Raw genomic sequence first — 19,748 nt, 5'->3', positions numbered from 1 at the left:
TCCTGCATGCTCGGGAGAAAAAGCATGACCTCCAAGGATATCACATTGATCGGCGTTCCTCTGGAAGAGGGCTCCGGCCGCGGCGGCTGCGCCATGGGTCCGGCGGCCTTCAGGCTTGCCGGCATCGTCAAGGCGCTGGAGGGCCTCGGTTTCCGGGTAGTCGACAATGGCGACCTTCGCCCGGAACCGGCAGCTGACCTGCCGGAGAGAAACGACGCGAAAAACCTGCCGGTCGTCGCTGCGTTCACGCGCGCACTCGAAACCCGGACCTATGAAATGGCCAAGGCCGGCACCATTCCGGTGATCATGGGCGGCGATCACGCCCTTTCCATGGGCAGCGTGCCGGGCATGGCGCGTTACGCCTCCGAGCTCGGCCGGCCGCTCTTCGTCCTCTGGCTCGATGCCCATACGGATTTCAACACGCCCGAGACATCGCCCTCCGGCAACATCCATGGCATGCCGGTCGCCTTCTTTACCGGCCAGGCGGAATTTGCACCTATCCTCGACAGCGCCCGGCCCACGGTCGATCCCAAAAACGTCTTCCAGATCGGCATCCGCTCCGTCGACGAGATCGAACGGAAACTCATCGCCGATCATGGCGTCAACGTCTTCGACATGCGCGCCATCGACGAACACGGGATTGCCGCGATCATGCGCCAGGTCATCGAGGCGGTGAACGCCGCCAATGGTCTTCTCCATGTCAGCCTCGACGTCGATTTCCTGGATCCGGACATAGCCCCGGGTGTCGGCACCACGGTGCCGGGCGGCGCGACCTTCCGCGAGGCGCATTTGATTATGGAGATGCTCCACGATACGGGGCTCGTCGCATCGCTCGATCTCGTCGAACTCAATCCGTTTCTGGATGACCGCGGCAAGAGCGCTCGAATCATGGTGGAATTGGCGGCAAGTCTTTTCGGCCGACGCGTTCTCGATCGTCCCACCCGCTCGGCGTGATATGCGGCGTAAGCCTATATTTAAATTACTGAATCAGAGCCGCTGAAAGTGGAAAAACCGAAGAGACATCCCGACCAGGCAATATAAATTCAGAGTCTACTTGTCAGCCTTGGTTTTTGACAAAAGCCAAGCGGATACGTATTTTCCACAGCCGCGCTAAAACTAAATCATTGACCTTCCATTAATTCCTCAATGCTATTTTTAGCAGGACTCAGTGTCCCGGCGGCGAGATGATTATCTCGTGAGTCAGCTGGCGAATTGAGCCAGTTCGGGGACTTACAGACGGGAGGCAAGTAAGCCAGATGTCCATACTTTCACTTCCAGGCGCTGACGCGAAAGCAGTACTTGCTGCGCTCAACAAGTCGCAGGCCATTATCGAGTTTGACTTATCCGGAAAGGTTCTCACGGCCAACGAGAACTTCTGCAAGACGCTCGGCTACACACTTTCCGAAATCGTCGGCAAGCATCACAGCATGTTTTGCGACCCGAATTACGTGAAGTCACAGGCATACAAGGATTTCTGGGCGAACCTCGGCGACGGCAAATTTGATGCCGCTGCCTACAAGCGCATCGGCAAGGGTGGCCGCGAGATCTGGATCCAGGCCTCCTACAATCCGGTGATGTCAGGCCGTAAGCCTTACAAGGTGGTCAAGTTCGCAACGGACATCACTGCCGCCAGGCTCAAATCCGCCGAGGACGAAGGCAAGATCAACGCCATCTCGCGCACCCAGGCCATTATCGAGTTCACGCCCGGCGGCGACATCCTGACCGCCAACGAAAATTTCCTTGCCTGTGTCGGTTATCAGCTTTCGGAAATCACCAGCAGACATCACAGCATGTTCTGCGAGCCGTCGTTCCGTGACAGCGCCGAATACCCCCAATTCTGGAAGAAGCTCGCCGGCGGTGAAGCGATTGCCGCCGAGTTCAAGCGCATCGGCAAGGGCGGCAAGGCTATCTGGATCCAGGCGTCCTACAACCCGATCTTCGACGCCGACGGCCGAGTCTTCAAGGTGGTCAAATTTGCGACCGACATCACCGAACGCGTCCGCGCCGTCGATGACATCGCCGAGGGCCTGACGTCTCTTTCAAACGGCGACCTGACGTTCCGGATCGAAAAACCCTTCATTTCGACGCTCGAACAGATCCGCGTCGATTTCAACGAAGCCATCGGGAAACTGGCCGAGGCCATGCGCACCGTGGGCGAGAATGCCGAAGGGATTGCAGGCGGCTCCAGCGAAATCCGCCAGGCTTCCGACAGCCTTGCCAAGCGCACCGAGCAGCAGGCGGCGGCAGTCGAAGAGACCGCTGCGGCGCTGGAAGAAATCAGCCGTACCGTCATCGACAGCGCCAAGCGCGCGGAAGAAGCCGGCGACCTCGTCTCGCACGCGAAAAAAAGCGCCGAGCATTCCGGTGCCGTGGTCCGCAACGCGGTGAACGCGATGGGCCAGATCGAAACGTCGTCCCGGGAAATCTCCAACATCATCGGCGTGATCGACGAGATCGCCTTCCAGACGAACCTGCTGGCGCTGAATGCGGGTGTCGAGGCGGCACGCGCCGGCGAAGCGGGCAAGGGCTTTGCGGTCGTCGCCCAGGAAGTCCGCGAACTGGCCCAACGTTCCGCCAGCGCGGCCAAGGAAATCAAGACGCTGATCTCGACCTCCTCCGAACAGGTCAAGCGTGGCGTCGCGCTCGTCGGAGAAACCGGCAAGGCGCTCGATGAGATCATGTCCCAGGTGGACGAGATCAACGGCAATGTTTCAGCGATCGTCGAGGCTGCCCGCGAACAGTCCACCGGTATCAAGGAGATCAGCAAGGCCGTGAACTCCATGGACCAGAACACGCAGCAGAATGCTGCCATGGTCGAGGAAACAACCGCCGCCAGCCACAGCCTGGCGCGCGAAGCCGAAACCCTGCGCGATCTTCTGGCGCGATTTAGATTTGCGCAACATTCTTCGCATAAGATTGCAATAGCGCGACCTGATGCACGACCCGTTGCATCGCCGGCACGCAAACTCATGGCAACGGTCGCGCGGACCACAACGGGTGCCGCCGCTGCCGCTCAGGCAACGGATAGTTGGGAAGAATTCTGATGGCTACGACGATCAACTCCACAAGCTACAGCGGCGAAACGCTGGAAATCATCGCCTTCCGTCTCCATGACCAGGAATTCTGCGTCAAGACGACAACGATCCGCGAAATCCGCGGATGGGCGCCTTCGACGCCGATCCCGCACGCCCCCGCCGACGTCATCGGCGTCATGAACCTTCGCGGTTCTGTGATCCCGATCATCGATCTTGCCTACAAGCTCGGCATGAAGAGCACGGTTGCCAACGAGCGCAGCGCCATCGTCGTCGCCGAAGTCCACAACATGGTCATCGGCATGCTCGTCGACCGCGTCTCGGACATCCTGACGATCCCTTCGAGCCAGGTTCAGCCGGTTCCGGAAATCTCCGCCTCCTTCGACAAGTCCTTCTCCGAAGGCATCATCGCCAACGAGAACGGCATGATCTGCTTCCTGAACCTCGCCAAGATGTTCAAGGGCACCGAGGCCGACGACCTGGCTGCCTGATTTGCGATAGCGGAGGCCAGAAAGGCCTCGCACATCCAACCTCAAGGCCAAGGCGGTTGGCTGGAAAGACCTCTAAGCCGCTATTCGATTATGAAGCCCGCAGCGTTGAACCGCCGCGGGCTTTTTTCATGATTATTCCTTCGGCTCGAACGGAGCCGGACGGCGCCCGGCACCCTGGCGGGCCAGCATCCAGCCCGGATATTCCGGAGCAAGCGCGCTGACCTCGTCGAGTTTTGCCATGTCCTCCGCGTCGAGCTTCAGCTTCACGGCCTTCAAATTTTCCTCGAGCTGCTCCAGCCGCTTCGCGCCGATGATGACGCTCGTCACGAAGGGTTTGGCCAGGATATAGGCCAGCGCCACTTCCGCGACGCTCGCACCATGCCTGGCGCCGACCTCACGCATGGCCGCGACGCAGGCCCAGGCGCGATCCTTGTCGACCGGCGGGAAATCGAAGTTGGCACGGCGGCCTTCCCCGTTGCCTGGAGCACCCGGACCGTATTTGCCGGAAAGCAGCCCGCCGGCGAGCGGCGACCAGACCATCAGCCCGAGCTTCTCTTCCTGCATCAGCGGCACGATATCCCGCTCCAGGTCGCGCCCGGCGATCGAATAATAGGCCTGCACCGTCTCGAAACGGGCATAACCCCTGCGTTCCGAAATGCCGAGCGCCTTCGCCATCCGCCAGGCCGCCCAGTTGGAGAGCCCGATGTAACGCACGAGGCCGCGCGATACGAGATCGTCGAGCGCCCGCAGCGTCTCGTCGATCGGCGTCACCGTATCGGTGCCATGGATCTGGTAGAGATCGATATGGTCCATCTGCAGCCTTTCGAGGCTCTGCTCGACCGAATCCATGATGTGGCCGCGGGAGGCGCCGCGGTCGTTCGGCTTGTCGCCCATCTGGCCATAGAATTTCGTGGCGATGACCACGTCCTTGCGCGGCACGCCGAGGTTCTTGATCGCCTGGCCGAGGATGTGCTCGGATCTACCCTCGGAATAGACATTGGCGGTATCTATGAAATTGATACCCGCAGCGAGTGAACGCCCGACGATCTCGTCGGCGGCGTCCTGATCGAGACCGGCTACGGCACTCCAGACGGCCCCCGTCTGGTTCTCGCCGAAGGTCATCGTGCCGAGGCAGAGTTCGGAGACGAAAAGACCGGTATTGCCCAATTGATTGTAGCGCATGGAGAGCTCCCGTGTGCACTGAAGATATGAAGCGATTTGAGCAGTCGTTCGGAGCCGGATCGGGCACGCGGGCGCGTGCGTCCCGCAGAGAAAGCGGCTTCGGGCTCCGCAACACACTCTAGTCCGGAATCCCACGACGTCAATCGGAGCCCCCTCCGTTTTTATCCTCACATTTCCGTGCGGGACAAAAAAGAGAGGGCGGCACAGGCCGCCCCTCCCCCTCGTCATTGTCAATGAATGTCAGCCGAACAGAACCAGGCTGCTCTTCAGCGTCACCCAGACGCCCCAGAGGAGCGGGATGCCGACCACGGCCCAGGCAAGCGCTGCCTTGGCATCCAGACCACCGGTGCCGATGCCGAAGGAACCCGTCGGGCCAACATTCGCCGCAGCCGTCTTTGCCTGCAGCGAGGCGACTTCGTGGTCCGACATGAACCATTTGTCGGAAAGCGGACGGACCAGCGCGTTGGCGATCAGACCCAGCACCAGCATGCCGGCAAGGATGTACATCGTTCCGGTATAGAGCGCCGGCCCGGCGGGTACGCCTGCGGTCAGCTGCGCTTCGCGGATGTAGTTGACGACGACGGGACCGAGAATGCCGGCCGTCGCCCAGGCCGTCAGAAGACGGCCGTGGATGGCGCCGACGAACTGGGTGCCGAAGATATCCGCGAGATAGGCGGGGATGGTCGCAAAACCACCGCCATACATGGAGAGGATGATGCCGAAGGCGAGCACGAAGAGCGCCTTGTTGCCCATATCGGCAAGCGTCGGAGCGAGCGCATAAAGCACGATGCCGAGCACGAAGAACGTATAGTATGTGTTCTTGCGCCCGATCCTGTCTGAGAGCGACGCCCAGAAGAAGCGGCCGCCGATATTGAAGAGCGACAGCAGCCCGGCAAAACCGGCGGCGATCGTGGCGATCTGCGCCTTCTGGCTCGCATCGAGCTGGGAGAAGGTCAGGTTCGGCAGGCCGATCAGCGATCCGGCGAAGATTTCCTGCAGCATCGGCGACGCCATGCCGATAACCCCGATGCCGGCCGAAACGTTCAGGCAAAGCACCGCCCAGATCAGCCAGAACTGCTTGGTCTTGTGCGCATCGCGCAGGTGGACGTGCTTGGTGGTGATCATCGTCGTCTTGGAGACCGGAGGGGTCCAGCCTTCCGGACGCCAGCCGACCGGCGGGATGCGATAACCGAAGGCGCCGCCCATCATGAAGCAGAAATAGATCACCGCCATGCAGATGAAGGTCTGCCAGACGCCGACCGAAGCATCGGTCTTGAAATAGTTCATCAGGAGGTTGGCGAGCGGAGCACCGATCATCGCGCCGCCGCCGAAGCCCATGATGGCCATGCCGGTCGCCATGCCGCGGCGGTCGGGGAACCACTTGATCAGCGTCGAGACCGGCGAAATATAGCCGAGGCCCAGGCCGACACCGCCGATGACGCCGGCGCCGATCCACATCAGCCACAGCTGATGGGTCATGACGCCGATCGCCGCGACGATAATGCCGCCACACCAGCAGCAGGCCGAGACGAAACCGGCCTTGCGCGGGCCGACCCGCTCCAGCCAGCCGCCCCAGATCGCCGCCGAGCAACCGAGCAGCACGAAGAACAGCGTATAGATCCAGCCCAGATCCGCGACACGCCAGTTGCAGCTTGTCGTGAACAGGGCCGAGACGAGGTTGAGGCTGGTGCAGGAGGGGTCCTGCGTGGTACCCAAGGCGCGGGACAGCGGCAGCCAGAAGACGCTGAAGCCGTAAGCCATGCCGATGCAAAGATGAATGGCCAAAGCTGCCGGCGGCACGAGCCAGCGATTGAAACCCGGTTTTGCGATAATACGTTCCCTATCGAGGAGCCCGACATTGCCTGTCAGGTCCTCGTTCGTCGTTCCTGCAAATGCCATTTAAAATATCCTCCCTCGGATGATGGCTAGGCTCTATCCCCCCTTCCGGCCCCTCACCTGCCGGATGGATGAATTCATGCGGCGCTTTCCGGAATGCTCGGTTCGGACAGCGATTCTCCTTCGGCGGGACCTTTGCCGTCCGGCGCCCCTTCCGTCGCATCCTGCCCGGCGCCGACGCCCGATCCCACCTTGGCCTCCGGCCGGCGGATCAGCACCGAGGCTTCGACGACGAGGGGCAAAAGCCCCGCCCCGCCCTTGTCGAGATGCTCGAAAAGGTGCCGGCGCATGCGCGGCTCCCAGAACTTGTTGATATGCGTCGCGACGCCTTCGGCGCGCACTTTTTCCGGCTGCGACAGGAAGAAGGTGGCGATCTGGTTCGCCATCCGGACCAGTTTGTCGAGCACCAGTTGCTCGGGGCTTTGGTCATGCGACATCGGCGACAACTCCAGTGGTTATGCGATCGGTACGCGTAAAAATCTCGAAATCCTCGCCGCGCGTCAGCGCGATGAGGGTCATGCCAGCTTCTTCCGCCGTGCGGATGGCAAGCGCCGTCGGCGCGGAAATCGCGATCAGCACTGAACTTCCGAGGATCGCCGTCTTCTGCACCATCTCGACGGAGATGCGGCTGGTGACGACCACGACGCCCTTAGAACCCTTGAGGCCCTCGCGAGTGACCGCTCCGGCAAGCTTGTCGAGTGCATTGTGGCGGCCGACATCCTCGCGGACTGCAACCAACCCTCTGCCTGGTACGACGAAGCCGGCGCCGTGAACCGCATGGGTTTCCCGATGCAGCGGCTGGGCACTATTGAGTGCCGCGACCGCCTCGCTCACCTCTTTCGGGCTGAGCGCCATCGCCACCGCGGAAACATCCGGCACCGGACGCATGGCCTGCTCGATCGATTCGATACCGCAGAGCCCACAGCCGACCGGCCCCGCCATATGCCGCCGGCGGGCGCGCAGCGCGTCTTCCTTATCCTCGGCAAGCGTCACCTGAACATCGAGACCGGCACCTTCCTCGACGACGGAAATGCTCTCGATCTCCGCCATCGACGTTATGATGCCTTCCGTGAGGCTGAAGCCAACCGCGAAATCCTCAAGATCGGCCGGAGAGCCCATCATCACCGCATGGGTCGATCCACCATAGGAAAAGGCGATCGGCACCTCCTCCGGCACCACCCGCGAGCCGGCGCGGGTCACGCCGCTACGGCGGGTGATCTCGGGGGCGGTGGCGGTGGTTTTGAAGGAGGTCATCGGACGTCGGGGCAGGAATACCCCCCTCTGCCCTGCCGGGCATCTCCCCCACAAGGGGGGAGATTGGATGTAGCGATGCCTCGCCCGCCATTGACGGGGACGAATGCGCAAACTTGTGCCCAATGCTGAAGAATGCCGACGGCTCGTCTTGCCGATCTCCCCCCTTGTGGGGGAGATGCCGGCAGGCAGAGGGAGGTATGGCGCGCGCCGACAGCCTGCCCTTCGCTATGGCTCCGGGCGCTCGTCGCTCGAAAAGCCAAATCGTTGGCTTTTCGTCTGCTTTGCAGAACGCTCCTCACTCAGCCGCCTCCAATTTCCCCGCAATCCGCCGAGACCGCCGCGACAACTCGTCGTAATCGCTCTGCCACTCGGTCGGGCCGTTCGAAGGCGACACCTGCACCGCGGTCACCTTGTACTCCGGGCAATTGGTCGCCCAGTCGGAGAAGTCGGTGGTGATGACGTTCGCCTGCGTGTTCGGATGGTGGAAGGTCGTGTAGACCACGCCCGGCGCCACACGATCGGTGATCAGCGCGCGCAGCGTCGTATCGCCCGAGCGGCTGGCGAGCTTGATCCAGTCGCCTTCCTTGATGCCACGCTGTTCCGCATCGTGCGGATGGATCTCCAGCCGGTCTTCCGCATGCCAGGTGACATTCTCGGTGCGCCGGGTCTGGGCGCCGACATTGTACTGGGAGAGGATGCGGCCGGTGGTAAGCAGCAGCGGGAAGCGCGGACCGGTGCGTTCGTCGGTCGCCACATATTCGGTGCGGATGAACTTGCCCTTGCCGCGCACGAAGCCGTCGGTGTGCATGATCGGCGAACCGGCCGGATGCGCCTCGTTGCACGGCCACTGAACCGAGCCCATCTTGTCGAGATAATCGTAGGAAACCAGCGCGAAGCTCGGCGTCGACGCGGCGATCTCGTCCATGATCTCAGACGGATGCGCGTAATTCCAGGCAAGCCCCATGGCCTGCGCCAGCTTCTGGGTGACTTCCCAATCGGCATAACCATTCTTCGGGCTCATCACCTTGCGGACGCGGTTGATGCGGCGCTCGGCATTGGTGAACGTGCCGTCCTTTTCGAGGAAGGTCGAACCCGGAAGGAAGACATGCGCGTAATTGGCGGTCTCGTTTAAGAAGAGGTCGTGGACGACGACGCATTCCATCGCGGCCAGACCGGCCGAGACGTGCTTGGTGTCCGGGTCGGACTGCAGGATGTCCTCGCCCTGGATATAGATGCCCTTGAACGTGCCTTCGACCGCCGCATCCAGCATGTTCGGGATGCGCAGGCCCGGTTCGCTGTTGAGCGTCACGCCCCAGAGCTTTTCGAAAATGTCGCGGGTCGCATCGTCCGAGATATGGCGGTAGCCCGGCAGCTCGTGCGGGAACGAGCCCATGTCGCAGGAGCCCTGCACATTGTTCTGGCCGCGCAGCGGGTTCACACCGACGCCCGGACGGCCGATATTGCCGGTCGCCATGGCAAGGTTGGCGATCGCCATGACGGTCGTCGAACCCTGGCTGTGCTCGGTGACGCCGAGGCCGTAATAGATCGACCCGTTGCCGCCCTTGGCAAAAAGCCGCGCCGCACCGCGCACCAGCTCCGGAGAAACGCCGGTGAACTTTTCGGTCGCTTCCGGGCTGTGCACCTCTTCGGCGACGAAGGCTGCCCAGTCCTCGAATTCCGACCAGTCGCAACGTTCGCGGATGAACTTTTCGTCGAACAGGCCTTCGGTGACGATGACATGCGCCAGCGCCGTCAGCACGGCCACGTTGGTGCCCGGCTGCAGCGGCAGGTGATAATCGGCCTCCACATGCGGCGTGCGCACCAGATCGATACGGCGCGGATCGATGACGATCAGTTTTGCACCCTGGCGCAGCCGCTTCTTGAGGCGCGAGGCGAACACCGGATGGCCGTCGGTGGGGTTGGCGCCGATGACGATCACCACATCCGTTTGCTCGACCGAGTCGAAATTCTGCGTGCCGGCCGACGTGCCGAACGCCTGGCCGAGACCATAACCGGTCGGCGAATGGCAGACGCGGGCGCAGGTATCGACATTGTTATTGCCGAAACCGGCGCGGATCAGCTTCTGCACGAGGAAGGTTTCTTCATTGGTGCAACGCGACGAGGTGATGCCGCCGATCGAATCCCGACCATACTGGTACTGTAAGCGCCGGAACTCGGAAGCCACATGCGAAAAGGCCTCATCCCAGGTCACTTCTCGCCACGGATCGGAGATCTTCTCGCGGATCATCGGGTTGAGGATGCGGTCCTTGTGGGTCGCATATCCGTAAGCGAAGCGGCCCTTGACGCAGGAATGGCCACGGTTCGCCTGGCCATCCTTCCACGGCACCATGCGCACCAGCTCTTCGCCGCGCATTTCCGCCTTGAACGAGCAGCCGACGCCGCAATAGGCGCAGGTAGTGACTTCCGAATGTTCCGGCTGGCCGATCGCGATCACCGACTTTTCGGTCAGCGTTGCCGTCGGACAGGCCTGCACGCAGGCGCCACAGGAAACACATTCGGAATCAAGGAAATGTTCATGGGCACCGGGCGAAACACGGCTTTCGAACCCGCGGCCCTCGATCGTCAGCGCGAACGTGCCCTGCACTTCCTCGCAGGCGCGCACGCAACGGGAGCAGACGATGCATTTCGAAGGATCATAGGTGAAATAAGGGTTCGACTCGTCCTTCGGCATCCACTTGGCGTTGATCGCGCCGTCGTTGCGGGCCCTGACGTGATTGTCGCCCTCATAACCGTAACGCACGTCGCGAAGGCCTACCGCGCCGGCCATGTCCTGCAATTCACAGTCGCCGTTGGCGGCGCAGGTGAGACAGTCGAGCGGGTGGTCGGAGATATAGAGCTCCATGACGCCGCGGCGGATATCCTTCAGCCGGCCGGTCTGGGTGTGCACGACCATGCCCGGCATGACCGGCGTGGTGCACGAGGACGGCGTTCCGTTGCGCCCTTCGATCTCCACGAGACAGAGGCGGCAGGAGCCGAAGGCATCGACCATATCGGTGGCGCAGAGTTTCGGCACCTTTATGCCTGCTTCCATCGAAGCGCGCATGATCGACGTGCCTTCCGGCACGGTGATGGCGCGGCCGTCGATGGTGAGCGTCACCTGGGCTTCGGAGCGCGAGGCCGGCGTGCCGTAGTCGATTTCATGAACGAGGGACATTGTGTGTCTCCTTGCTGGGAAAAATAAACGCGGGAGCAAGATCGCCCCCCTCTGGCCTGCCGGCCATCTCCCCCACAGGTGGGGAGATTACAAGCGGCATGGCCGCCGCTTCAAAAGAACCGAAGCGGAGGATGAAACGTGGAATGGAAAGCGATGAGCGCGCACCCAGCCGATCTCCCCACCCGTGGGGGAGATGGCCGGCAGGCCAGAGGGGGGCGGCGTGCGCCGAAGCAAAGATAGGGGCGTCCATCATTCCGCCGCCTCCACGATCGGAGCCGGAGAAAAGTCCTCCGGAAAATGGTTCATCGCGCTCATCACCGGATAGGGCGTAAACCCGCCGAGCGCGCAGAGCGACCCGAACTTCATCGTGTTGCAGAGATCCGCCAGCAGCGCCTTGTTCTTCTCCGGCTCGATGCCTTGCCGGATCTTGTCAGCCGTCTCCACGCCGCGCGTCGAACCGATGCGGCAGGGCGTGCACTTGCCGCAGCTCTCGATGGCACAGAATTCCATCGCGAACCGCGCCTGTTTCAGCATGTCGGCCGAATCGTCGAACACGGTGATGCCCGCATGGCCGATCAGACCATCCTTAGCCGCGAAAGCTTCGTAATCGAACGGCGTGTCGAACAGCGCCCGCGGGAAATAGGCCCCGAGCGGTCCACCCACCTGCACCGCCTTCACCGGCCGGCCGGTCGCCGTGCCGCCGCCGATATGATCGACAATCTCGCCGAGCGACAGGCCGAAGGCCGTCTCGTAGAGGCCGCCGTATTTCACATTGCCAGCGATCTGGATCGGGATCGTGCCGCGGGACCGGCCCATGCCGAAGTTTTTGTAGAACTCGGCGCCGCGGTCCATGATGACCGGCACGGAGGCAAGCGAAATGACGTTGTTGACCACGGTCGGACGGCCCAGAAATCCCTGCAGCGCCGGCAATGGCGGCTTGGCGCGCACGATGCCGCGCTTGCCTTCGAGCGAATTCAGCAGCGAGGTTTCCTCGCCACAGACATAGGCGCCGGCGCCGGAACGGATCTCCATGTCGAAGGCATAAGCCGAGCCCATCACCGAGGGGCCGAGAATGCCGGCGGACCGGGCGATCTTGACGGCTTCCGTCATCGTTGCGATGGCATGCGGATATTCCGAGCGGGTGTAAACATAACCCTTGGTGGCGCCGGTCGCGATGCCGGCGATGATCATGCCTTCGATCAGGACGAAGGGATCGCCTTCCATGATCATCCGGTCGGCGAAGGTGGCGCTGTCGCCCTCGTCCGCATTGCAGACGATGTATTTTTGGCTGGCCGCCGCATCCATCACCGTCTTCCATTTGATGCCGGTTGGAAAGCCTGCGCCGCCGCGGCCGCGAAGACCGCTATCGGTGACCTGGGCGACGATCTCCGCCGACGTCATGGCGAGGGCTTTTTCGAGACCCTTCAGACCCTGGTAATGGCGATAGTCATCAAGCGACAACGGATCGGTGACACCGCAACGGGAGAAAGTCAGCCGCATCTGCTGGCGCAGGAAGGGGATGTCCTTGGTCGGGCCGAGGTGCAAAGCATGCTGTCCACCTTCCAGGAAGCCGGCGTCGAACAGCCCCTTCACGTCGCCGGCCTTCACCGGACCATAGGCGATGCGCTCGTGTTCGGTACGCACTTCCACCAGCGGCTCCAGCCAGAACATGCCGCGCGAACCGTTGCGCACAATCTTGGCATCGAGCCCGCGGGTCGCAATCTCCTGGGCAATCGCCTTCGCCACCTTCTCGGCGCCGAGCGCCAGCGCGGCTGCATCGCGCGGAACGAAAATCGTCACCGTCATCGACGTGCCTCCGCAACGATTTCGGAAAGACAGTGCTCATCGACGCGGCCAAAAACTTCGCCGTCGAGCATCGCGGCCGGTGCGCAAGCGCAGAGCCCGAGACAGTAGACCGCTTCGAGCGTCACCGCGCCGTCGAGCGTCGTCTGGTGAAAGTCGATCCCGAGAAGCTGCCGGGCGCGATCCGCGATGCGGTCGCTGCCCATCGACTGGCAGGCCTCGGCGCGACAGAGTTTGAGCACATGCCGGCCGGCCGGGTGGTCGCGGAATTCGTGATAGAAGGTGACGACGCCATGCACTTCGGCGCGCGAGAGGTTGAGCTCGCTGGCGATGACCGGCTTCACCTCGTCCGGCACATAACCGAACTCGGCCTGGATCGCATGCAGGATCGGCAGCATCGGACCTTCCAGGTGCTTCAGATCCCTGATGATCTGAAGCGACCGCTCGGTGAATTCACCAGCGGAAATTCGCATATTCATAGTCTGTAGCCTCCCAGCTGATCCGCTTCCGGCGTCGTAGCGTCGGCGCAACCACGCTTCTGTGCAGATCAGAAAGCTGGCGAAGTTGTCCGACAATCGTACTTCGCCTACTGGGAATGGAATGTCGCAACCGATACCTCAACCGTCAATAAAGGAGATCGGTTACGCGATAGAAAAAAGCTATCAAGCCATGGCGGCAGGAGTGAGGCTCCGAGCCTCGTGAAGCAGGGCCGAGACCAGCGGCGTAAAGGGCTCGCGATGGGTCGCCACAAGCCCGACGATATGCGTGGCTTCCGGATCGACGATCGGGATAGTCCTGATTTGTTTTGCAAACCCGAATGATCGCGCCACGTTGCGCGGCATGATGCTCGCCCAGCGCCCGGTCCCCACATGCGAGAGAAGAACCACCATCGAGTTCGATTCGAGCATCGGCTTCACGGTCACCCCCGCTTCGGCGAGGTGCTGGTTGATGATCCGGCGGTTCTGCATGTCGGGCGTCAATAGGCAAAGCCTAAGATCGGCCATCTCCTTCCAGGTGACGCTTTCCCGATCGGCATAGGGCGCCCCCTCGGCCGTGACCAGATTGTAGCGCTCCGCGTAGAGCGGCACGCTCGTCACCCGGCCGAGCGGCTCGTTGTCGAGATAGGTAATGCCCGCGTCGATCTCGAAATTGTCGAGCTGGGAAAGCACCTGCAGCGAATTGCGCGAAACGACGGAGAAGGTTACCTCCGGGTGTTTGGCCTGGAACGGTTCCGTCAACCTGGGGATCATCGCCAGCGCCGTCGGGATCGACGCCAGCCTTATATGACCGACAAGACCCTTGCGGGCGGCACGCATTTCCTCGCGCATCGTACGCGCATCGCCGACGATGCGTTTCGCCCATTCGAGTACCCGCTGGCCTTCCGGCGTCAGGCCCTGGTAGCGCGAGCCCCGCACCACCAGTTGCACGCCGAGCTGTTCCTCAAGCTGGCGGATCGCGGCCGAAAGCGAGGGCTGCGAGATGCCGCATTCCTCCGCGGCGCGGCCGAAATGGCCTTCGCGCGCCAGGGCAATGAAGAATTCCAACTTGTCGATCATCGCGTTCCTCCAGCCTGAAGGGCTAACAAGATGGCAGCGGACATACAAGTCGGCATCCAGCCGCCTCAGCCGGTCTCCGTTGAGACGGCCAACCATCTCCCCAGACTCGTACGCAAAGAAAAAGGCGGCCTCGCGGACCGCCTTCCATGATCAGTATTTCGCCGGTGGTCAGACCGGCATAACGATACCGTTAAGGTGGGTCAATTCCGCGAGGAACTGCTCGAGCTTCGTTTTGTGCTCGTCGCTCTGCGCATGGTTGATTTCGCCCTGCGTCGTCTCGATCCGCTTCTGCAGCGTCGCGTGAGTCAGCTCGCTGGCCGGAACCGCGGATTCGGCCAGCAGCGTGCAGCCGGTCGGCAGGATGTCGGCGAAACCGCCGAAAACGACGTATTTGTTGACCTGGCCGGAGGCGAGCTTCACCGAAACCACACCCGGCTTGATCGTCGTCATCGTCGGCGCGTGATTGGCAAGCACCGTCATTTCGCCAAGCGTCGCCGGGATCACCACTTCGGTGACCTTTTCCGAGACGAGCAGGCGCTCGGGCGAAACCAGTTCAAAGTTGAAAGCCTCGGCCATGAAGGTCCACTTCCTCAGCGTGTTTTATGCGGGAAAGGCGCGCCGGAGATAGTCCCGCGCGCCATCTCGTTCAAGATCAAGCGGCTTCGGCCAGCTTCTTGGCCTTTTCCACGGCTTCTTCGATCGAGCCGACCATGTAGAAGGCGGCTTCCGGAAGATGGTCGTAATCGCCGTTGACGAGGCCCTTGAAGCCCTTGATCGTGTCTTCGAGCGCGACGAGCTTGCCCGGCGAACCGGTGAAGACTTCGGCGACGAAGAACGGCTGGGACAGGAAGCGCTCGATCTTGCGGGCGCGGGCAACCGTCATCTTGTCCTCTTCGGACAGTTCGTCCATGCCGAGGATGGCGATGATGTCCTGCAGCGACTTGTAGCGCTGCAGCGTCGTCTGAACCTTACGGGCAATTTCGTAATGCTCTTCGCCGACGACCAGCGGGTCGAGCATGCGCGAGGTGGAGTCGAGCGGGTCGACGGCCGGGTAGATGCCCTTTTCGGCGATCGAACGCGACAGAACCGTCGTTGCGTCCAAGTGGGCGAACGAGGTTGCCGGCGCGGGGTCGGTCAAGTCGTCGGCGGGAACGTAGATGGCCTGAACCGAGGTGATCGAGCCCTTGGTCGTGGTGGTGATGCGTTCCTGCATCTGGCCCATGTCGGTGGCGAGCGTCGGCTGATAACCCACGGCCGAAGGAATACGGCCGAGCAGAGCGGACACTTCCGAACCTGCCTGGGTGAAGCGGAAGATGTTGTCGACGAAGAACAGAACGTCCTGGCCCTTGTCGCGGAAGTCTTCAGCGATGGTGAGACCGGTCAGAGCGACGCGGGCGCGGGCGCCCGGCGGTTCGTTCATCTGGCCGTAAACGAGGGCGGCCTTCGAGCCTTCGCCGCCGCCATGCTTGTTGACGCCCGATTCGATCATTTCGTGGTAAAGGTCGTTGCCCTCGCGGGTACGCTCACCGACGCCTGCGAACACGGAATAACCGCCATGTGCCTTCGCGACGTTGTTGATGAGTTCCATGATCAGAACCGTCTTGCCGACGCCTGCACCGCCGAAGAGGCCGATCTTGCCGCCCTTAGCGTAAGGCGCGAGAAGATCGACGACCTTGATACCGGTGACCAGGATCTGGCCTTCGGTCGACTGATCGACATAGGCCGGTGCGTCCTGGTGGATGGCGCGCTTGCCGGACGTGACGAGCGGACCGGCTTCGTCGACCGGCTCGCCGATGACGTTCATGATGCGGCCGAGCGTTTCCGGACCGACGGGAACGGTGATCGGAGCGCCGGTATCCGTGACGTGCTGACCACGAACCAGACCTTCGGTCGAGTCCATTGCGATCGTGCGGACGGCGCTTTCGCCGAGGTGCTGCGCGACTTCGAGAACGAGGCGGTTGCCGTTGTTGTCGGTTTCAAGCGCGTTCAAAATCGCCGGCAGTTCGCCGTCGAAAGCGACGTCGACGACAGCGCCGATAACCTGGGTCACCTTGCCGAGGGACGTGCCCGTTGCGGTAGCCATGATTCTTACCCTCTTTCTTTACCTCAGAGCGCTTCCGCGCCCGAAATGATTTCGATGAGTTCCTTGGTGATCTGTGCCTGGCGCTGACGGTTGTAGGAGAGCGTCAGCTTGTTGATCATGTCACCGGCATTGCGCGTCGCGTTGTCCATTGCAGACATCTGCGCGCCATAGAAGGAAGCGTTGTTTTCGAGCAGGGCCCGGAAAATCTGCACCGCGATATTCTTCGGCAGCAGGTCTTCGAGGATTTCCTCCTCGCTCGACTCGTATTCATAGATCGCCGAGGAGGCAGTCGTCGGCTCGGTGGTCTCGAACTTGGCCGGGATGATCTGCGAGGCGGTCGCCACCTGCGAGATCACCGACTGGAAGCGTGCGAAAAACAGCGTCGCGATGTCGAATTCGCCGGCATTGTAGAGCGCCAGCACCTTATGCGCCACCTCGTCGGCCTGGGCGAAACCGAGCTGCTTGACTTCGCGGAACGTCACGTAGTCGACGATGTTGTCCTTGAACGTGCGGCGCAGGATGTCGTTGCCCTTGCGGCCGACGGTGATGATCTTCACCGTCTTGCCTTGAGCAAGCAGCTTCAGAGCGTGATCGCGGGCGAGACGAATGATCGAGGAGTTGAAGCCCCCGGCCAGACCGCGTTCGCCGGTCGCGACGATCAGCAGATGAACCTGATCCTTGCCCGTGCCCGAAAGCAGAAGCGGCGCTTCGGCGTTCCCGGCATTGGCGGCCGAAAGGCCGGCCAGCACCTTGGTCATACGTTCCGCGTAAGGACGGGCAGCCTCGGCCGCCTCCTGGGCACGGCGCAGCTTCGCCGCGGCGACCATTTTCATCGCCTTGGTGATCTTCTGCGTCGCCTTGACGGAGGCGATCCGGTTTTTCAGATCCTTAAGTGAAGGCATCCGTTATCGGTCCTCGAGATTGATCCGTTCTCAGGCGAAAGACTTGGCGTAGCTGTCGAGAGCGGCCTTGAGCTTCGCGCGGGTGTCGTCGGAAAGCTGCTTCTCGGTACGGATCGTATCGAGGAGAGCCTTGCCTTCGGAGCGGAGGTAGGACAGGAAGCCCTGCTCGAACTTGCCGACCTGGGCAACTGCGATCTTGTCGAGGTAGCCGTTGACGCCGGCGAAGATCACCGCGACCTGCTCTTCCGTCTTCAGCGGCGAGAACTGCGGCTGCTTCAGGAGTTCGGTCAGGCGTGCGCCGCGGTTCAAGAGGCGCTGCGTCGAGGCGTCGAGGTCGGAACCAAACTGGGCGAAGGCGGCCATTTCACGATACTGGGCGAGTTCGCCCTTGATCGAGCCGGCAACCTGCTTCATCGCCTTGACCTGCGCGGCCGAGCCGACGCGGGAAACCGACAGACCGACGTTCACGGCCGGGCGGATACCCTGGTAGAACAGGTCGGTTTCAAGGAAGATCTGGCCGTCGGTGATCGAGATCACGTTGGTCGGAATGAAGGCCGAAACGTCGTTACCCTGGGTTTCGATGACCGGCAGAGCCGTCAGCGAACCATTGCCGCGCTCGTCGGAGAGCTTTGCAGCGCGCTCCAGAAGGCGGGAATGCAGGTAGAAGACGTCGCCCGGATAAGCTTCGCGGCCCGGCGGGCGGCGCAGCAACAGCGACATCTGACGATAGGCGACAGCCTGCTTGGAAAGGTCGTCGTAACCGATCAGGGCGTGCTGGCCGTTGTCACGGAAATATTCGCCCATCGCGCAGCCGGCGAACGGCGCCAGATACTGCATCGGAGCCGGATCCGAAGCGGTCGCAGCAACGATGATCGAGTACTGCAGGGCGCCACGCTCTTCGAGAACCTTCACGAACTGGGCAACCGTCGAGCGCTTCTGGCCGATAGCGACGTAGACGCAGAACAGCTTTTCCGAGTCCGGGCCGTTATCGTGAATGGCCTTCTGGTTGAGGATCGTGTCGAGGATGATCGCGGTCTTGCCGGTCTGGCGGTCGCCGATGACCAGCTCGCGCTGGCCGCGGCCGACCGGGATGAGGGCGTCGATGGCCTTGAGGCCGGTCGACATCGGCTCATGAACCGACTTGCGCGGAATGATGCCCGGAGCCTTGACGTCGACGCGCGAACGGCGGGTCGCGTTGATCGGGCCCTTGCCGTCGATCGGGTTGCCGAGCGCGTCGACGACGCGGCCGAGCAGTTCCGGACCGACCGGAACGTCAACGATGGCGCCGGTCCGCTTGACGGTGTCGCCTTCCTTGATGGCACGGTCGGAACCGAAGATGACGACGCCGACATTGTCGGCTTCGAGGTTCAGCGCCATACCACGGATGCCGCCCGGGAATTCGACCATTTCGCCGGCCTGGACGTTGTCCAGACCGTAGACGCGGGCAATGCCGTCGCCGACGGACAGAACCTGTCCGACTTCGGAAACCTCAGCCTCCTGGCCGAAGTTCTTGATCTGGTCTTTCAGAATTGCGGAAATTTCCGCGGCGCGGATATCCATCAGCCAACCTCTTTCAGTGCAAGCTTAAGGGTGGAAAGTTTGGTGCGAAGGGAAGTGTCGATCTGACGAGAACCGACCTTGACGATCAGGCCGCCGAGGATCGACGGGTCGATAGTCACGGCGATTGTCACGTCCTTGCCGGTTACGCCCTTCAGCGCCGACTTGAGTTCGTTTTCCTGCGCCTGGGAAAGCGCATGCGCCGAGGTGACCTCGGCAGTGATTTCACCGCGATGCTCTGCGGCGATCTGGCGGAAGGCGCGGATCATGCCGGGTATCGCAAAAAGACGACGATTGCCGGCGACAACCTTCAGGAAATTGGCAACGAGACCGGAAATGCCAGCCTTCTGGGCAACGGCGATCACCGCGTTCTGCTGATCTTCGGCGGAAAATACCGGGCTTGCGACCAGGCGTCGCAGGTCTTCACTCTCATCCAGCAGCGCCTGAAAACGATCAAGATCGGCACCGACCTTGTCGATCGAACCAGCCTCGAGGGACAGTTCGAAAAGCGAGGAAGCATAACGCTCCGCTACACCGGAAATAAGCTGGGACGTGTCAGCCACGGGCACAGTTTCCCTGTATTGCCATCCAAGCGCCAGACCCTACGGGAGAGGTGAAGCAAGAGCTTGAAATCGTTTGATTTTTCCTCAGAACCTGCAGAGCTTGCGCCCTACCCTTTCCGACTTTCGCGGTCCGTCTAGCATAGGCTGTAAGGACTCGCAACACGCCTGATAACGGAAAAAGCCGGACACGCAAGGGCTGAGAGTGATTTTATCCCGGAAGCGGAAGGATTTTCGGCAGGCTGCGGCCTGCAATC

16 protein-coding genes are annotated in these 19,748 nt (G+C 61.9%); 3 read left to right on the top strand and 13 right to left on the bottom strand.

Features of this window, described 5'->3' with window-relative positions; genetic code table 11:
• Positions 1-24: 24 nt before the first annotated feature.
• The 3 genes from rocF (at position 25) to ABCW43_RS15675 (ending at position 3,523) form a co-directional block, all read left to right on the top strand.
• Entirely contained in the window at positions 25-954 is a 930-nt protein-coding gene (gene rocF, locus ABCW43_RS15685) for an arginase (RefSeq protein ID WP_345926030.1), read from the top strand.
• 302 nt (positions 955-1,256) lie between these two features.
• On the top strand, positions 1,257-3,044 hold the full coding sequence (locus tag ABCW43_RS15680; protein WP_345926028.1) for a methyl-accepting chemotaxis protein: 1,788 nt from the start codon (positions 1,257-1,259) through the stop codon (positions 3,042-3,044).
• Entirely contained in the window at positions 3,044-3,523 is a 480-nt protein-coding gene (locus ABCW43_RS15675; protein ID WP_038546443.1) for a chemotaxis protein CheW, read from the top strand. Before ABCW43_RS15680 ends, ABCW43_RS15675 begins: the two co-directional genes overlap by 1 nt.
• A 132-nt stretch (positions 3,524-3,655) precedes the next feature.
• On the opposite strand, the gene ABCW43_RS15670 is transcribed toward ABCW43_RS15675, so the two are convergent.
• The 13 genes from ABCW43_RS15670 to ABCW43_RS15610 all read right to left on the bottom strand — a co-directional run bounded on the left by ABCW43_RS15670 (position 3,656) and on the right by ABCW43_RS15610 (position 19,500).
• Positions 3,656-4,705 (bottom strand): aldo/keto reductase, encoded by a 1,050-nt coding sequence (locus ABCW43_RS15670; protein ID WP_345926024.1) that lies wholly within the window; start codon positions 4,703-4,705, stop codon positions 3,656-3,658.
• Between the two features lie 240 nt (positions 4,706-4,945).
• Entirely contained in the window at positions 4,946-6,604 is a 1,659-nt protein-coding gene (locus ABCW43_RS15665) for an OFA family MFS transporter (protein WP_345926022.1), read from the bottom strand.
• A 74-nt stretch (positions 6,605-6,678) separates the two neighbouring features.
• Complete coding sequence (locus tag ABCW43_RS15660) at positions 6,679-7,038, bottom strand: formate dehydrogenase subunit delta (protein WP_345926020.1); 360 nt, start codon at positions 7,036-7,038, stop codon at positions 6,679-6,681.
• On the bottom strand, positions 7,028-7,855 hold the full coding sequence (gene fdhD / locus ABCW43_RS15655) for a formate dehydrogenase accessory sulfurtransferase FdhD (protein WP_345926018.1): 828 nt from the start codon (positions 7,853-7,855) through the stop codon (positions 7,028-7,030). Before fdhD ends, ABCW43_RS15660 begins: the two co-directional genes overlap by 11 nt.
• A 295-nt stretch (positions 7,856-8,150) precedes the next feature.
• On the bottom strand, positions 8,151-11,030 hold the full coding sequence (gene fdhF, locus ABCW43_RS15650) for a formate dehydrogenase subunit alpha (protein WP_345926016.1): 2,880 nt from the start codon (positions 11,028-11,030) through the stop codon (positions 8,151-8,153).
• Between the two features lie 249 nt (positions 11,031-11,279).
• Positions 11,280-12,836 (bottom strand): formate dehydrogenase beta subunit, encoded by a 1,557-nt coding sequence (locus ABCW43_RS15645; protein WP_345926014.1) that lies wholly within the window; start codon positions 12,834-12,836, stop codon positions 11,280-11,282.
• Entirely contained in the window at positions 12,833-13,312 is a 480-nt protein-coding gene (locus ABCW43_RS15640; protein WP_345926012.1) for a formate dehydrogenase subunit gamma, read from the bottom strand. Before ABCW43_RS15640 ends, ABCW43_RS15645 begins: the two co-directional genes overlap by 4 nt.
• A 183-nt stretch (positions 13,313-13,495) precedes the next feature.
• Positions 13,496-14,389 (bottom strand): LysR family transcriptional regulator, encoded by an 894-nt coding sequence (locus tag ABCW43_RS15635; RefSeq protein ID WP_345926010.1) that lies wholly within the window; start codon positions 14,387-14,389, stop codon positions 13,496-13,498.
• A 168-nt stretch (positions 14,390-14,557) separates the two neighbouring features.
• On the bottom strand, positions 14,558-14,965 hold the full coding sequence (locus ABCW43_RS15630) for a F0F1 ATP synthase subunit epsilon (RefSeq protein ID WP_345926008.1): 408 nt from the start codon (positions 14,963-14,965) through the stop codon (positions 14,558-14,560).
• Between the two features lie 76 nt (positions 14,966-15,041).
• The gene (atpD, locus tag ABCW43_RS15625) at positions 15,042-16,472 is read right to left on the bottom strand and encodes a F0F1 ATP synthase subunit beta (protein WP_345926006.1); all 1,431 of its coding nucleotides are present in this window, start codon (positions 16,470-16,472) and stop codon (positions 15,042-15,044) included.
• 23 nt (positions 16,473-16,495) lie between these two features.
• On the bottom strand, positions 16,496-17,374 hold the full coding sequence (locus tag ABCW43_RS15620; protein ID WP_345926004.1) for a F0F1 ATP synthase subunit gamma: 879 nt from the start codon (positions 17,372-17,374) through the stop codon (positions 16,496-16,498).
• A gap of 30 nt (positions 17,375-17,404) precedes the next feature.
• Positions 17,405-18,934, bottom strand: coding sequence for a F0F1 ATP synthase subunit alpha (atpA, locus tag ABCW43_RS15615; protein WP_345926002.1), 1,530 nt, complete (start codon positions 18,932-18,934; stop codon positions 17,405-17,407).
• The gene (locus tag ABCW43_RS15610; RefSeq protein ID WP_080954199.1) at positions 18,934-19,500 is read right to left on the bottom strand and encodes a F0F1 ATP synthase subunit delta; all 567 of its coding nucleotides are present in this window, start codon (positions 19,498-19,500) and stop codon (positions 18,934-18,936) included. Before ABCW43_RS15610 ends, atpA begins: the two co-directional genes overlap by 1 nt.
• Positions 19,501-19,748 lie beyond the last annotated feature (248 nt).

Origin of the sequence: Neorhizobium tunisiense, from assembly GCF_039631515.1 — a bacterium.
Taxonomy (GTDB): Bacteria; Pseudomonadota; Alphaproteobacteria; order Rhizobiales; family Rhizobiaceae; genus Neorhizobium.
Note: the sequence above shows the minus strand (reverse complement) of the source record. Positions and strands in the feature narration are given on the sequence as shown.